General features: G+C 42.5%; 16 protein-coding genes. All 16 read right to left on the bottom strand.

Annotation, left to right across the window (positions count from 1 at the left end; translation table 11 throughout):
- Positions 1–266 precede the first annotated feature (266 nt).
- The 16 genes from IC229_RS08610 to IC229_RS08535 are packed head-to-tail and all read right to left on the bottom strand — an operon-like array spanning position 267 to position 14951.
- Entirely contained in the window at positions 267–1001 is a 735-nt protein-coding gene (locus tag IC229_RS08610) for a glycosyltransferase family 32 protein (protein WP_190886549.1), read from the bottom strand.
- Complete coding sequence (wecB, locus tag IC229_RS08605) at positions 1001–2179, bottom strand: non-hydrolyzing UDP-N-acetylglucosamine 2-epimerase (RefSeq protein WP_190886548.1); 1179 nt, start codon at positions 2177–2179, stop codon at positions 1001–1003. Before wecB ends, IC229_RS08610 begins: the two co-directional genes overlap by 1 nt.
- A 52-nt stretch (positions 2180–2231) precedes the next feature.
- Positions 2232–3200: a glycosyltransferase family 2 protein gene (locus IC229_RS08600; RefSeq protein ID WP_190886547.1), complete on the bottom strand. Its 969-nt coding sequence runs from the start codon at positions 3198–3200 to the stop codon at positions 2232–2234.
- A gap of 23 nt (positions 3201–3223) precedes the next feature.
- Positions 3224–4180, bottom strand: a complete 957-nt coding sequence (locus tag IC229_RS08595; RefSeq protein WP_190886546.1) for an FkbM family methyltransferase — start codon at positions 4178–4180, stop codon at positions 3224–3226.
- Between the two features lie 20 nt (positions 4181–4200).
- The gene (locus tag IC229_RS08590; RefSeq protein WP_190886545.1) at positions 4201–5238 is read right to left on the bottom strand and encodes a glycosyltransferase; all 1038 of its coding nucleotides are present in this window, start codon (positions 5236–5238) and stop codon (positions 4201–4203) included.
- Between the two features lies 1 nt (position 5239).
- Positions 5240–6010, bottom strand: coding sequence for a methyltransferase domain-containing protein (locus IC229_RS08585; RefSeq protein WP_190886544.1), 771 nt, complete (start codon positions 6008–6010; stop codon positions 5240–5242).
- Between the two features lie 8 nt (positions 6011–6018).
- A complete protein-coding gene (locus IC229_RS08580; protein WP_190886543.1) occupies positions 6019–6822 on the bottom strand; it encodes a glycosyltransferase family 2 protein in 804 nt (267 codons plus the stop codon).
- On the bottom strand, positions 6794–7966 hold the full coding sequence (rffA, locus tag IC229_RS08575; protein ID WP_190886542.1) for a dTDP-4-amino-4,6-dideoxygalactose transaminase: 1173 nt from the start codon (positions 7964–7966) through the stop codon (positions 6794–6796). Before rffA ends, IC229_RS08580 begins: the two co-directional genes overlap by 29 nt.
- Entirely contained in the window at positions 7963–8679 is a 717-nt protein-coding gene (locus tag IC229_RS08570; protein ID WP_190886541.1) for a GNAT family N-acetyltransferase, read from the bottom strand. The genes rffA and IC229_RS08570 overlap by 4 nt, the downstream gene beginning before the upstream one ends.
- Positions 8680–8701: 22 nt before the next feature.
- A complete protein-coding gene (locus IC229_RS08565) occupies positions 8702–9934 on the bottom strand; it encodes a glycosyltransferase (RefSeq protein ID WP_190886540.1) in 1233 nt (410 codons plus the stop codon).
- Positions 9935–9955: 21 nt separating this feature from the next.
- Entirely contained in the window at positions 9956–10888 is a 933-nt protein-coding gene (locus tag IC229_RS08560; protein ID WP_190886539.1) for a hypothetical protein, read from the bottom strand.
- An 8-nt stretch (positions 10889–10896) separates the two neighbouring features.
- On the bottom strand, positions 10897–11739 hold the full coding sequence (locus tag IC229_RS08555) for a class I SAM-dependent methyltransferase (RefSeq protein WP_190886538.1): 843 nt from the start codon (positions 11737–11739) through the stop codon (positions 10897–10899).
- 35 nt (positions 11740–11774) lie between these two features.
- Positions 11775–12584, bottom strand: coding sequence for a glycosyltransferase family 2 protein (locus tag IC229_RS08550; protein WP_190886537.1), 810 nt, complete (start codon positions 12582–12584; stop codon positions 11775–11777).
- Between the two features lie 38 nt (positions 12585–12622).
- On the bottom strand, positions 12623–13318 hold the full coding sequence (locus IC229_RS08545) for a class I SAM-dependent methyltransferase (RefSeq protein WP_190886536.1): 696 nt from the start codon (positions 13316–13318) through the stop codon (positions 12623–12625).
- 50 nt (positions 13319–13368) lie between these two features.
- A complete protein-coding gene (locus tag IC229_RS08540; RefSeq protein WP_190886535.1) occupies positions 13369–14094 on the bottom strand; it encodes an FkbM family methyltransferase in 726 nt (241 codons plus the stop codon).
- 2 nt (positions 14095–14096) lie between these two features.
- On the bottom strand, positions 14097–14951 hold the full coding sequence (locus IC229_RS08535) for a glycosyltransferase family 2 protein (protein WP_190886534.1): 855 nt from the start codon (positions 14949–14951) through the stop codon (positions 14097–14099).
- Positions 14952–14959: the final 8 nt, after the last annotated feature.

Below are 14959 nucleotides of genomic sequence, written 5' to 3'. Positions count from 1 at the left end.
TATACGTATCCAGAACGAAGTCCAGAGTAATTTTTTTTCAAAAGATCGAAATACAATCGTTGCCCATTTGTTTGATAATAAATAGGTGAAAAAGAAAAAACCTACTACTTCAATAAACCCAAACACAATCCATTCAGCTCTTAAAAATTTTTTGAAAAAAACTACAAAAGCTATGCATAAAGCTATAGCGAAGAAAGCAATAGCTTTATTCGTATAGAATTTGGAAAAAGGAATTACATTCAGGCTGACCATTCGTTGCTAATCAATTATTTTGCAAATAAAGGAGTGTAATATTTTCGCTTGAATTTTACCAAAACATCTGTGAATTTTGGGCCTACTATTTTATGGAAAATAAACTTTTTTATCTTTATCCTTACAGGTTGCCAGGAACCTGCAAAATGGTGAATACAATACGTATTTTCTGTAATAGTAATAACTGCTGTACGGGATTTTGCACAGAAATAATCCTGCGGAAAAATATGAATGGAGTTTTTGTAAACCTGATACGTATTATTAAGCTGAAAACCATTAGCCGCCATTTGCGTTGAAATGATCGTTACGTTCGTAGTTGTATCATACGTACCGTCTGGAAGCCTAAAATGCCTGTCTTCATAACAGGCCAGCTGTTCTTTCGCCCATTCATTATATTGTTGGGTCGCTATAATACCAGTCGGAACATCAACTGCACTTTCAAAGCCTGAAAACCCAGGAAGATTGAGCAAGCCGTCCAGATTTTTCACTACTTCAACGTCCGAGTCCATATAGATACCACCGTAGGTATACAGCGCATACAGACGGATATAGTCTGCAACAAATGCGAATTTTCGAGCTTCGTAAGCCTCTTTAATATAAGGGATACTATTTACGTCGAATGTATCTTCGTTCCAGAGACGTAGTTCATAATCAGGCAGGAATTTCTTCCAGGATGCCAGACAGCTATGGGCAATCGCCGGCATTGCGCCCCTGCCAAACCAGCAGTAATGAATTACTTTCGGAATCATCAGGTTGTTAGTACGTAGGACTGGTTTTTCTCAATAAAATAATTGACAATTCGGGCGCAGGCTTTGCCATCGCCGTAGGGATTATGCGCCATCGCCATTTCTGTGTATACTTCCCAGTCGTCGAGCAATAGACGTACATTTTTTACTATGCTATCCATATTTGTGCCAACTAGTTTAACGATTCCGGCATCGACTGCTTCTGGCCGTTCGGTGGTATCGCGCATGACTAAAACCGGTTTTCCCAGGCTGGGCGCTTCCTCCTGAATACCACCACTATCCGTTAAAATCAAGTAAGCCGATTTCATTAGATACACAAACGATAGATAGTCAAGCGGAGTAATCAGGAACAGGTTGTTGATATTTTCCGGGGATAGTAAACGATTTACTGGCTCCTGAACTCCTGGATTTAAGTGAACAGGATACACAAAATCGACATCTGGATAGCTGAGTGCGAGGCTTTTGATAGCCAGACAAATATTAGAAAAACCTTCTCCAAAATTTTCTCTTCTATGGCCAGTTATCAGCACAAGGCGCTTTTTGTGGATTAGCCTTAGCACATCATATCCGTTACGTTGGATATCTGCTATGATAGCAAGTTCCATGCCTGGGCTATTGGTAATCTTACCTACTACGCTCTTCAGCGAGTCGATTACTGTATTACCCGTTACGATGATTGACGTATTGGTAATGTTTTCGTTCAACAGATTCCGACGGGCTTCGCATGTGGGTGCCAAATGAAACGTAGCCAACCGACTGGTTAACTGGCGATTTACCTCTTCAGGCCAGGGGCTATATCGGTTGTGTGTACGAAGGCCGGCTTCAACGTGAGCAACGGGAATATTTTGATAAAATGCAGCCAGAGACACTGCCAGCGACGTAGTAGTATCGCCGTGAACGAAAACAACATCTGGCTTACAAGTTGTAAAAACATGTTTCATTGCCAGCAGAATACGAGCTGTGAGATCATGTAAATCCTCGCCCTTTCTCATGATATTCAGATCGTAATCAGGAGCTATGTCGAAGAGATTTAAAACCTGATCCAGCATTTCGCGATGCTGACCTGTTACACATACGAATACGTCGAACAAATGAGGATGACGCTGAAATTCCCTAATCAGAGGAGCAAGCTTTATACCTTCGGGCCGCGTACCAAATGTTACTAATATCTTTACGCTCATTGTGTTACGTATCCCTTTTTAACCAATGGTAAATTGCCTGCCTGTTAAATGATTACTGTCTGCTATACTTATAAAATTCTGTTAGCGAAAAGTTTTTAATTTTTGAACCATATAGCTTTATAGAAAAAAAAAGTTGAACAAACCATTTCGGCCAAGTATAAATAAATTTATAGAAAAAAGATTGATTATTCCAGTTTACAGTTTCTAAAATAGAGCTGACTTCTTCGTGATGTACGCCTTTCAAATAGTAATTAACTAATGATCGCACTTTCAACCCATCCAGCAGATATATTAATGTATTATTCTCTTGCTGATTCTCTTGTAAAGAATTAAAATTGAAGGTGATATGCTCTTCCTTTGACCAGAATTTATGACTGCCTAGTGCTCTATACTGTGCATTTACATCCTGATTTGAATAAGCCAGAGGTTTGTTTACATAAGCAACTTTTTCTTTTACAGCAATCCGTGCCCATAAATCAAAATCTTCTCCGAACTTTATTGACGTTTTAAAGCCTCCAATTTGTTCAAATGCAGATCTTTGTATTACTACAAAAGAACAATTAAAAGGCACCCAAAACGTACGGCTATATACTTTAAAATAGTCAATATACCCTGCTTTAAATTGGGGTTCCAATCCAATTTCAGCAGTTTTACTGATACCATGCTTCACAATATAGTAACTAGACCCATATAGCTTGGCTTCTGGAAAATCATTAATCAGCCTAGCCATTTCTTCCAGAAAATGTTTGTCCCACCAATCATCTGCATCCAGAAAAGCAATAAAATCAAATTTTGCGTACTGAACACCTTTATTTCTGGCTGCTGAAACTCCTGCGTTTTCCTGACAAATAACTCTTAGGCGAGTATCAGGATATTTATTTACTTCCTGAAGGCTACCGTCAGTAGAGCCATCCTCAACAATTATTAACTCAAAATCCTGAACTGTCTGCTCCAAAACGGATTCAATAGCCTTACCGATATAAGGAACTTTATTATATAAGGGTATAACTATTGAAAACATGTATCGTTGCTACTATGCTATGTTTAGAGAGTATATTTTTCGATTTGTTTAATTAGCCCTATATCTTTTGTTGTAAGAAAGTCATTTGAATAAGGATATGCCTTAATCTGCTGATTATGATGTATTTTTTCGAAATACTTACCTGCTTTTCTGCTAACTATTGCGAACAATTCGTAGTCGTAACTTTTAACTATTTTTCTGAACTCCTGGAAGTGATTTGAGCTATCATTCACTTCTATAATCATGGTTGGGCTAAACGATTTAATAAATAGTTTAGCTCCTTCTAATACCTGCAATTCATGACCTTCCACATCGACCTTGATACAGGCCGTCTCAGCATGTTCGAGTAAATTGAGAAATAAGCTATCAATTGTTGCAATCTCTATAGTCTCTTCTTTAAGAATTTCCTCATTCTGAAGAAGATTCGTAGTAAGCGTACTATTATAGGAGCTATTATCTATGTAAAAACTGCTGTATCCTTCTCGGTCAGAGGCACCGACTTCAAAAAAAGTATAATTTAAAAAATTATTTAATTCGCATCTTTCTCTGTTTAAGACATTTAACTCTTTATTAGGCTCTATAAAAAAAACAGGTCTACCTTCAGACAACGATAATAATGAGCGCATACCCAAATTGGCACCAACGTCTATCCAGGGCACTCTTTTATCAAAATACTGATTTAATAGATATTCTGTAAAATTCAACTCAGGAGAATGCCATTGGTAAGATACCGCAAACTGTCTTGTTTTAGCATTGCCTGCTAAAATACTCGTATTTAACTGCTTTCCATTTTCTAAAAGTATTTTCCATTCGTTATTTCTGTCGGGTAGTGCTATATATTTTCCGGCAAGGTGTGTAAAGAAATATGGGCTTCGTTCGTAAATGAAATTGTATAGCTGATAAAATTTTTTATAAACAAGCAGAGAACTGATGTACCCACCTGTTTTTTTAATGATATTTTTTAATAATGAACGTATCATAGATTTTAACGAATACGTAGTTAGTAGACGCCTTGAAGCACTTCTGCCTGACACTTTTGAAGTAGAATCCTTATCGATTGCGAAGGTGATACATACTTGAGATAGTAATCATGCGCATTTCTTTCAAGCGACTGTCTGTATTCTGTATCGCTTATAATTAGCTCTATAGCATCACGTATATCATCTTCGTTACCAGAAACTATATGAATGTGCTTTCCATGTACTAAAGGTTCAGGTAACTCATTAATGATTGGTGTTGAAATAATGGCTTTTCCTAAGGCTAAATATTCTCCTAACTTCCATCCGTGACATAGTGCCCATGCCGGTGTGTTAAAAACTAAGACCGACGCTTTAATTTTATTTATATACGTTTCTTTAGGAATCCACTTTGCATTAATTATAAATTTTTGAAAATGAGGATTCATATTTTTTATCTTACTATATATAAATCCGCCTTCAAAATTTATATTTAGTAAATTTTTACAAACTTTCATGAAATTTGCTCGATATAAATTTACAGTCTCATCATTGTTAATCCATTGATCGCTGCTCCATAGTGTATTAATAGAATATATATAATCGGTTGCGCTTTTACTTGGTTTGTAATTATTGATTGCTACTTGTTTGCTTTGCTTATAATAACTGGATAGAAAGCTTTTAACCTTACTTATTTTTCTCTGTATTCGGACCAGGTTCTGAAAACCGTAAATACTAGTGTCAAGATTATTCCATATTTTAATACCAAAACTAGGTGCTAAGCTGGCTATTTTTTGATGATATTGTTCCGCCGTTTGCTCTGGGTTAAAGTTTATTTTTCCATATACGTCGCACCAGGCATAGTCGGATGGCTCAATGCTGGAATCGTCGCTCCAGTCGATAACATATTTATGAATTGTGTTATGACTATAAATGATAAATTTTATGGCATGGCTTGGTTTTAATTTTCGAAAATGACGATTTGAAAAGGTAACATTTGATTCACCAAATACATCATACAAGCCTTTAATGTAGTAGGCTGTGTAATCTATATTTGAATGCGGATCTATATATACTTTCACGTCAATATAAATTAACACGTTTCATCTGGCCAATCACACAAACATCCTCATTAGGGCGGTTGTGTGTAAATGGTATATTGGCTAATTCGTCGTCGAGGGTTATTTCACGAATATTTTTGAACATCTCCGCACGCTCGAGCTGATAGATTAAGCCCTCGGCATCATAGCACCACTCATGTTTTTCGTTTGGTAAGCTGTGTGTGAAAATGGAAAAATAGAAACTATTGGGACTATCGCTTGAAATTCGATTCAGCGCCCAGTCAAAACTGTCCCGTATTTTGCCTGAAGTGTATAAGTTGACGTACTTTTTCAGATCGGGAGTAGAAATAAGGATATAGCCGTCGTTGTTCAGTAGTTTGGCGCAGTTTTTCAGGACTGTAAGTCCGGCCTCGGGACTGAAGTGTTCAAAAACGTGCTGCATACGTATCAAGTCGAACTTACCGAGTTTTTCCAGCGCCGACTCGGAGGCATTTGCTATATCGAGTCGATAGTAACTTCCTTTTTTATCGACCAGCGTTTCTGGAAACAAATCGACGTAGGTGAAATAATCATCGAACGTACCACCGCAGCCAATTTCCAGCCATTTTGTTTTGTTTTCAGCCAGAAGTTTCGCGCGTAAGCCGCCGTTTTCGCAGGCTTTCAGAAATGAACCTTTACCCTCCAGCGAAGGATGGAATTTCTCCAGTTGTGACGTTTTGTAGGATTGTATTGTCCTTTTGGTGAACACAATAAATCCGAGTCTGTCCAGGAAGTTGATAACTCCTTGTTTCATGTATAGCCTCAGGCTCGGAGTTTATCTAGTCGAAATAGCAGCCTGTAGGTATTCAGTATCATAAACCAAGCCAATCTATTTCGCTTTAACCGTCTTATGATTATGCCATCCAGGTTAAACTCCTGGTAGTTCGGTAAAATACTGTGAGATAACGTAGTGTTTAATACTTCAATACGTTCTTTCTTGTCCAGTTCTTTGTTGCTGTTGCTAATGCCGGTCAGGTCAAAGAATGCTACGTCGACGTCTCGATAAATCACTTTTTCGTTGTGTATACCGACTGTTATCAGGTAAAACTTCCAGTCTGACACAATCTTCAAGGATTCATCATAAAGGCCATATTGTTCGAAAAGAGAGCGTTTTATGTAGGCTGATGAATGGGAAATTGTTGATCGATACATATCCATCAACGTGATCTGACGCCCGCTGTAGCCACGTTCAACGAGTCGTTTGCCGTTTATTTGCCGTACTTCATTGCCGTATGCAATACTACAATTGGGTAAGCCACGTAGCATTTGCTCGGTTACATCTGGGCTAACCAGGTAATCGCCTGAATTTAAAAACTGGCAGAATTCTCCGTTTGCCTGACGAATTCCTTTGTTCATGGCATGATAAATGCCTCGGTCGGGCTCGCTTATCCAATAGGCAAGTTTGTCCTGATACGTCCTGATAATCTCATCGCTCCCATCTGTCGATCCGCCATCGATAACGATGTATTCGAAATCCGGCGAAGATTGGTTCACTACGCTGTCAATCGTTTTTTTTAGCCCCTCGGCGTTATTATAATTAATGGTTATAATAGATAGCTTTGGCATGGCGAGGGTAAGCGTAAAGCGTATACAGTACGTTAACTATCTGGTCAATAGCCTGATACGTTAGCTCGTAGAATAAGGGTAATCTCACAAGACAGTTAGAATAGCGGTCAGCGTGGAGTAGCGTACGGCCGTCGTGTTTCTCATTATAATAGTCGCTTTTATGGAGACTCAGGTAATGGAAAACAGCCAGTATGCCCTGTTCTTTTAACGTAGCAATAAGCTGGTTCCGATCGTCCAGTGAGTTGCACACCAGGTATAGCATGTGGGCGTTGTTGCTGGCGTAATCAGGAATCAATGGAAGCTGAAAATGCCCTTTTTCGGCCAGCGGACGTAGCGCTTCGTAGTAATAGCTCCACAAATCCATCCGGCGATTCTGTATTTGCTCCAGGTTTTCCAATTGAGCGTACAAAAACGCAGAAATGACTTCAGACGGAAGAAACGATGATCCTACATCGACCCAGCCATACTTGTTAACTTCACCTCGAAAAAATTCGCTTCGATTAGTGCCTTTTTCCCAGATAATTTCGGAACGATGCAGAAACCGTTCGTCATTTATAGCCAGCAGACCACCTTCGCCCGCAATAATGTTTTTGGTTTCGTGGAAGGAGAAAGTCGCTAAATGACCGATAGAACCCAATGCTCTTCCTTTGTAAAATGACTCAATAGCCTGAGCCGCGTCTTCAATAACGAGCAGATTATATTTCTCGGCCAGCCGCATCAGTTTATCCATGTCGCAGGCTATACCGGCGTAATGAACGGGCACGATGGCTTTGGTACGTGGTGTAATCAGCGATTCAAGCAGCCGGACATCGAGGTGAGGCTGGCTTGCACTGCTATCGGCAAAAACAACGGTAGCCCCCTGGCGGATGAAGGGTAGAGCCGTTGATACAAAGGTGTACGACGGCACAATGACCTCGTCACCCGGTTGAATGTTGGCCAGCATAGCCGCCATTTCCAGTGCGTCGGTACAGGAAGTGGTTAGCAGGGCTTTGCGAAATCCGTACCGATTCTCCAGAAAACGCTGGCATTTCTGCGTAAACAACCCATTTCCGGAAAGCTTACCCGAATTGACGGCCTCAATGATGTATTGCGTTTCCCTGCCGGTCAGATACGGTTTGTTAAACGGAATCTCGATTGAGGTCATAGCCAAACGTGGTAAATATTGGTTTTCGAAACGAGTTGGCAGTTCAGTTTTTCATAAAATAGACAAGCCGTCTGGTTCGCCTGCTGCGTGCTTACATTCATTTGTGCTACGTTATTGGCGTACAGGTAAGCGAGCATATGATGAAAGTAAGCCTTGCCAACGCCTTTGCCTCGTTGCGTGTAGTCGGTTGCCACAAGTCCGGGCTGGCCTATACCACCGGAAATTTTAACAGTAATCATGCCTACAGCTTTTCCTTCACACATATAGACAAATACCTTGTCGGCGATCACCGAATCAATCGATTTGTCGACCCAACTCCGGTATAACTGCTGAAAGGCTTCTTCTGAAAAATGCGGGTCGACCTTGAACCTGGAATACTCACCACACTGGTAGGCCAGATTATAAAACTGACTTCTGTCTTCTGCTGGGTGAACCGTGTAAATATTCGGGTTATCATTTGAGAAGGGCTGATCAATCTGGTACGTATAAGTTACTCGAATGTCGATCAGATTGGCTTTCAATTGGTTACTAACCGATTTCGGTAGTGGCTGATTTTCAGGAGTAAACAGATACAGTAACTCATACTGCTTGCTTTGTGCTTCTGCCAATACGTTAGCCGCGATTACTACGTCGTCGGGTGTATAAAACTCGCATCTGCCGATTTTCTTTCCGAAGAAATCACTGTCCCATTTCAGGTATTCGAGCGAGGGCATGTAACGAACGTACTAACTGAACTTAAGCGACTATCAATTGCTCAATCTGCTGCTGAAACGACCGCCGACCATAGAGCGAAACCGCCATGTCGCGGCAGTTCTGAGCCATTTTAACGTAACAGTCGTCATTCATCTGAATCAGGTAATGGATTCCTTTTGCCAAATCATCGAAGTCGCTAATTTCGGCGCGGTAGCCCGTTTTGCCGGTTATGACCAGATCCTGCGCTACGCCAGTATTAAATGCTGCAACCGGCGTGCCACACATGATAGATTGATTGACCATAATTGGGCCTGAATCCTCGATGGATGGGCAAACAAACAAATCAGCCGCCTGGTACGCTTTTATCAGATCAGCTTCGTTCAGGTGCCCTGCGAGTTTGATGTTCTTTCCCTCAAAATTGACTGGAGAATTCCCGGCAACGAGCAGCGTTACGTTGTCAAACTGCAAGGCGTTGAGTGCGTTCAGCAGGAACTGCATCCCTTTACGTCGTTCCTTGAGAGACGTCGCTCCGAAAAAAATAACTTTGTGGTCAGTGGGAAGGCCGAAAAATTTCTTGGCAACTACTTTGTCGCCCGGTACGAATTTATCCTCATTGACATACCCGAGCAACTTGGCAATGGGTTTATCGTTGAAGAGTCTCGATTGACGCGCTCGTTCGTAATCGCTGTTGGAAAATGCCATGACACCTAACGTAGCCGGTAAATACTGAATTTTTAGTTTCAGGTTCTCGCGGGCGAGCCACTGATCGGTGGGCGATGAAATTGCAAGGCACGTACTACAATCGGTTTTATAACCCTCGCACGACCATGGATAATGACAGCCGCCCGTTATAGGCGCGTTATCAATCATCAGCCAGTACATTTTCGCTCCTGTTAGCCGATGTAGTTCGTTCATGAGTTGGGCGTTGATAAAATCAGTCACCCAATGCATAAAAATGACGTCAGGCTTTTTCGGAATGGCTTCCAGAATTTTCTTCGCCGATATGGTTGAATACCGTTCGTAGATGTTGTAGAAGTAGTAATCGTAATCGAACGTAACGTACTCCCACTTCGACTTGGCGGCTTTTCGGGCGAGTTTCGAGAAAGGCTTACTGAGTCGACTGCCGACGTATTGCACTACGTTCGGCGAATCGGTTTTCTTATCCATCACCACCAGATTGGATTCGTATCCCGACTGACGAAGAAAGTCATTGAAATCGACCGCGAATTTTCCCGCTCCACCGTAATCCAGCGCTGATAAATTTAAAATGGTCAAAGCAGTTTCAGAATTAAGATGCTACGTTGACTGACTCGTTGTAAGCGACTTTACTAATTTCAGGACAGCCTTCTTGGCAAAACTCCGTTTGCCCGGATTGAAAAACCGTTCAAACACGTACCAGTCGAAATACGTATCGGCTTTTTTCGACGTAGGGTGTTTTAAGGGCCATTTCAACGTCGAAAACGGTAAACGGGCGTAATTTGAATTGACGTCAAAGGTGTGTGTCGAATGCTCGTCGAAACCAATATTGGCGATCAGGTTGACGGTGGGAACGAGGGTATAACTCCCGTGGTACAATCGGCTGAAAAACCACTGAAAATCCCACACATCGTTACGTACTTCCTGAAAATAATAATCAAACTCACGGGATAGATGATTGAACAGCGCGTCGTTCGTTACATGTTTTCTTACCCTTTCTTTTCCGGCGGCAGTTGCCCATCCGCTTGCTACGTAGTCGAAGTGCTCCCAGGCCCGGCGCCAGGTGGCCCACCCCCAACTGAATCCCATGTCAGAAAATAGATAGGAGGACTTGGAAAACTTCCAGTCGACAACTGGATTCGTACCGCAAATCATGGAAACGCTGGTATCGGATTTATACCTGTCGAGCAATTCTTCGCAGAACGAGAAAAAACTCTCGTGAGCGAGGCAGTCATCTTCCAGAATAATGCCCTGTTCTACGTGTTCGAAAAACCACGTAATGGCTTCGGCGGGCCCACGTCCGCATCCTCTATTCTGGTCGCGAAAAAGCGTTTTTACGTCGCACGGCCAGTCAATCTGATTGATAATCTCGCGGCTGGCAGCGCAGGTCCGGGTGTCTTCCGGGTTATCGGGTCGTGGACCGTCGGCAGCGATGAATAACTGACGAGGTTTGACCTTTCTGATTTGGGCGAACGATTTCTGAGCAGCCTCCGGACGATTGAAAATGATCAGCAATACGGGCGTAGCAAGCATAAAAAAGACTACTTGTCGGCTGGTTTTCGGGCTTCGATAAACAAAGCGGCCGGGTCGAAAACCTGACCGTCTTTAACATCGAGGTTATACGTTGCCCAGTTAGGAATCTCGCTTTCGAAGGGCGTTTTCTGGGTAGGATTTTCGAATCCAGTTTTTAACAATAATCTGGACAACGAAAAGCGGTCATACATCCAGTAATGAATTTCGCCCCCATTTCTGAACTTACCCAAACGTATCGATTCTCGTTCTTCCGATGTCAAAACCGCCGAAAGAAGTCTGCTACGTATCTTTTTGTAGTTGAGGTTACGGGTAATTTTTTCAATGGTATTTTTTACACCAGAACGCGCTACGTTCATTTGGCTTTGATTCTGATAATGCTTTCGCAGCGCCCGACCAATGTAGCCGCTACGTTCCAATACATATGGTTCGTTCGATAATTCTGGCTCTGCAAAATACTTGGCCATTAAACCTCCCGGCGCGTTACGTACCGACTGGTCATACATCTCGAGCAATATCCAGTCGTAATTTGCTTCTGCTACGTCGGTTTTCTCCGTAACACACAAATTCATGTATTTCTGATATTCCTTCACAATGTTTTCGAGGTCGGGAAGAACAACCCGGATGATACCGCCCGGCTTTAACACACGAAAACATTCTGTCAGAAAACTATCGGATTTTTCCTTCGGAATATGTTCCAGCACCTGCGAATGGTACACTACGTCAAACTGGTTCGACGGAAAAGGAAGGCCACACAGGATGTTGTATTCAATGACAGCAGGGTGGGAGGAAACCATATCGATGTTGACCCAATCCTCGTGGAATTTATGACCGCATCCTACGTTTAACAGCATCTTTTTCACGCCAGAAACAAACTCGTCAATGTATTTCAGGCCATTAACCTGTGGAGATTTTTTACAACTTTATACAAGAATACCAACCCTCCATAAAGCATTTTCTGATTCTTATACCATACTAGAATTTCCAGTTCCCGCTCGCGCTTGTGCCAGTAATCGTAATCGTCCAACACGCGTTTAGGAAGACTTTGGCTCAGTACGGTACTGACTTCCTGCAATGTATATTCGTTCGGGTTAGCGGTTTGCCCGCCCATGTCGTAGTAGGAGAGAAACTTGTTTACGTACTTGCACGTAGCGTTTTCGAGAATGATCGATTTCAGCCAGAATGCATAATCACCGTGCAGACGTAGCGTTTCATCATACATGCCGTAGCGGTTGAACAATTCTCGTTTAATAAGCGTGGACTGATGACCAATGGTGCTTTTGAAAAAATTACGCATCGTCAGGGTAGGGGAGTAACGTAACGCTTCGATTCGGGTGTTATCGTAACTCAGATACGTATTGAAATAGATGACGTCCTCACCGGTGCATTCGTTGACGGCTTTGGGTAATACATCGTTTACGAGCCAGTCGCCGGCGTTCAGAAACAGGCAGTATTCACCGGTGGCTTTGGCGATGCCTTTATTCATGTCGGCGTAAATACCGGCCTTCGGCTCTGATTGCCAATACGTTAATCGGTCAGCGTATTCGCGTATTACGTTCTGACTACCGTCGTCGGAGTTTCCATCAATCACTACGTACTCGCAATCGCTGGTGAGTTGAGACGTAACACTTTCCAGCGTCTGGCGCAAACCCGCGGCATTGTTCCAGTTGATAGTGATTATGGAAAGCTTTTTCGGCATACCGCCTAACGTAGCAGCACCAAATTCGGGTGATAATCTTACTTCTGAAGCTCTACGTACGTATTGACTTTATCCTGATTGGCGCGGGTTTCCAAGTCTTTCAGCTCAGCGTGTGTCGAGTTGCCATACGTAGTGAATGCTACGTGTGAATAGCCCAGGTGCGTGGCTACTAGTCGCAGCTCTTCTCGGCTGTAGAAATGAATATGCTCCCACTGATCGTAGCAGTCCTTCTTCGCTTCGTTGGCCGATTGATAGGACGTTGGCCCGAAATAGTGATTTTTCAAAACGCCTTCCAGGCCCGGAAAACTCATTCTGAGTATGCCGCCGGGTTTTAATACACGAAAGCATTCGCTCAAAAACGTAATAGACTCAGCCTGAGTAAGATGTTCGATGAAATCTTCGCAGAAACCATACTCAAAACTGTTGTCGGCAAAAGGCTGTCGCGAGGTAAGATCCAATGGTCGGTAAAAAAACTGTCCAACCGGGTTTTGATCGGCGTCGGGCATTTGATTACTGCGCCAGGCCGCCAATAATTCTACGGGTAAGGAATCTACATTGACCCAATCCTTGAGCAGCTTTGTGCCGCAGCCGTACTGAATCTTTCTCAATCCTTTTGTATCGATATAGAATCCTGCGTCTGTCTGATTTGAGAACTTATTTGGTTGAATTTTCTTCAACTCATAACCCAATCCATTGACGGCTGAATACAAACCTCGTTTGAGCGATTTAACCATGATTTTGCTTCTAATTTTGCTTGTATATGGCTTCTTCTTGTCTCTTCTGGCTACCATTCATAAGGCGAATCCCGATAGAAGTAGCCTTCTGCCTGAAGTATCTCGCCTGTGTTATAATTCCGATGACCGGCTTCCAAAAGCATGAGCTTGAATCCATATTCACGTAGCAGGTTAACCATCTCAAACATAAGGGTTTCGCCTTCGTAGAGGGGCTGCAATGATAACTCCATCTGGAAACCGCTGATCTTGTCCAGCGAACGGAGGCATCCTTCAAAAACCTGCTTCTCATATCCCTGCGTATCAATTTTCACATAGAGACGAGAAACATCCGAATAATACTGGTCAATAAGCGAATCGATAGTTTGTACCGGTACGTTGATTTTGTAAAGAGAAATGGAGTCGGGAGCGCTTGCTACGTGTACAGGCAATACGTCCAGAATAGAACTACTGTACGAGTTCTGCGATACGTTGATAGATGTTTCGCCAATAAAATTACCGATAGCCGTATGCACAACGGTCCAGGCCGCATCGTGATTGGCCGTGTAGTTGGCCTGCTGGAATGCATCGGGGAGTGGCTCAAACGAAACGATCTGACCTGTAAATCCCATCTTCCTGAGTCGCTGACCAAACTGACCGGTATTGGCGCCTACATCAAAAACCAGATTGATATCGTATTTCCTGAGCAAATCGAGTTGCTGACGTAGCATTGGGTCGGTAGGCAGATGCAGAATATCATACCCAAACTGTTGCGCAATATTTTTTAATAGTTTCCTCATAGTCAGAATAAGCGCAATACGTTTCGCTGGACGCTACGTTTTACCCGCCGACAAAAGACTCCAAATTGAATCACACCAGTACGTTCTAGAAAATTATAGACTCTGTATTCCCGACTCGCCAGCCACTGATTTGACTGTTTCTCCAACGTATCGAAGTACTCGTAGTCAGCAAGAAATAGCGGGTACTTCTGTTGCAGAATGCTACGTTGTTCGCGTCGGGGTAGTGAGTTTGTTTCCGGGCTGCAACTGATACCATCCATATTAAAATAAGCCACTACGCCTTTGTAATGCTGATACGTATGATGCTTCACTAAAAGCGCTTCCAGAAAAAAGAGCCAGTCTGAAGCAATTTTCAGCTGCTCGTTATATAAACCGAGGCTATTGAATAAAGACCGTTTGATGAACGTTGCCTGATGAGGCAGCATACCGGAGAAAAAAGTTCTGGCCGTTACGTAGTGGGGTGAAGGAACCAGCCATTTTACCTGACCGAGTTGATTATCATAGAAATAAATGTCGCCCGAAACAATGTCGGCCTGTGGATTTTCTGAAAAAACGCTCTCTACTACGTTAGCGTCGGCTAGCCAATCTCCTGAATTAAGAAACAAGCAATACGAACCAGTGGCCAACTGAATTCCTTTATTCATGGCATGGTAGATACCATTGTCGGATTCGGAAATTGGGTGATGAATGTGCTCTGCGTATTGCTCAAGAAGTTGTACGCTCCCGTCTGAAGATCCACCATCAATTACGATAAATTCAAAAGAAGAATAGGTTTGATTAACTACGCTCTCAATCGTTTTTTTTAAACCTGTTACGTTATTCAGGTTAATCGTAATGATTGAAAGATTTACACTCATACTACGTA

It is taken from the genome of Spirosoma profusum (genome assembly GCF_014699005.1).
Classification (GTDB): Bacteria; Bacteroidota; Bacteroidia; order Cytophagales; family Spirosomataceae; genus Spirosoma; species Spirosoma profusum.
The sequence above is the reverse complement of the archived record's forward strand: the minus strand, read 5'-3'. Positions and strand labels throughout refer to the sequence as shown.

Coding starts and splice junctions, on each gene's coding strand:
- wecB (WP_190886548.1), bottom strand. CDS start 2,179: ATGAGCGTAAAGATATTAGTAACATTTGGTACGCGGCCCGAAGGTATA.
- IC229_RS08545 (WP_190886536.1), bottom strand. CDS start 13,318: ATGGTTAAATCGCTCAAACGAGGTTTGTATTCAGCCGTCAATGGATTG.
- IC229_RS08550 (WP_190886537.1), bottom strand. CDS start 12,584: ATGCCGAAAAAGCTTTCCATAATCACTATCAACTGGAACAATGCCGCG.
- IC229_RS08555 (WP_190886538.1), bottom strand. CDS start 11,739: ATGCTGTTAAACGTAGGATGCGGTCATAAATTCCACGAGGATTGGGTC.
- rffA (WP_190886542.1), bottom strand. CDS start 7,966: ATGACCTCAATCGAGATTCCGTTTAACAAACCGTATCTGACCGGCAGG.
- IC229_RS08610 (WP_190886549.1), bottom strand. CDS start 1,001: ATGATTCCGAAAGTAATTCATTACTGCTGGTTTGGCAGGGGCGCAATG.
- IC229_RS08540 (WP_190886535.1), bottom strand. CDS start 14,094: ATGAGGAAACTATTAAAAAATATTGCGCAACAGTTTGGGTATGATATT.
- IC229_RS08570 (WP_190886541.1), bottom strand. CDS start 8,679: ATGCCCTCGCTCGAATACCTGAAATGGGACAGTGATTTCTTCGGAAAG.
- IC229_RS08585 (WP_190886544.1), bottom strand. CDS start 6,010: ATGAAACAAGGAGTTATCAACTTCCTGGACAGACTCGGATTTATTGTG.
- IC229_RS08580 (WP_190886543.1), bottom strand. CDS start 6,822: ATGCCAAAGCTATCTATTATAACCATTAATTATAATAACGCCGAGGGG.
- IC229_RS08560 (WP_190886539.1), bottom strand. CDS start 10,888: ATGCTTGCTACGCCCGTATTGCTGATCATTTTCAATCGTCCGGAGGCT.
- IC229_RS08600 (WP_190886547.1), bottom strand. CDS start 3,200: ATGTTTTCAATAGTTATACCCTTATATAATAAAGTTCCTTATATCGGT.
- IC229_RS08535 (WP_190886534.1), bottom strand. CDS start 14,951: ATGAGTGTAAATCTTTCAATCATTACGATTAACCTGAATAACGTAACA.
- IC229_RS08595 (WP_190886546.1), bottom strand. CDS start 4,180: ATGATACGTTCATTATTAAAAAATATCATTAAAAAAACAGGTGGGTAC.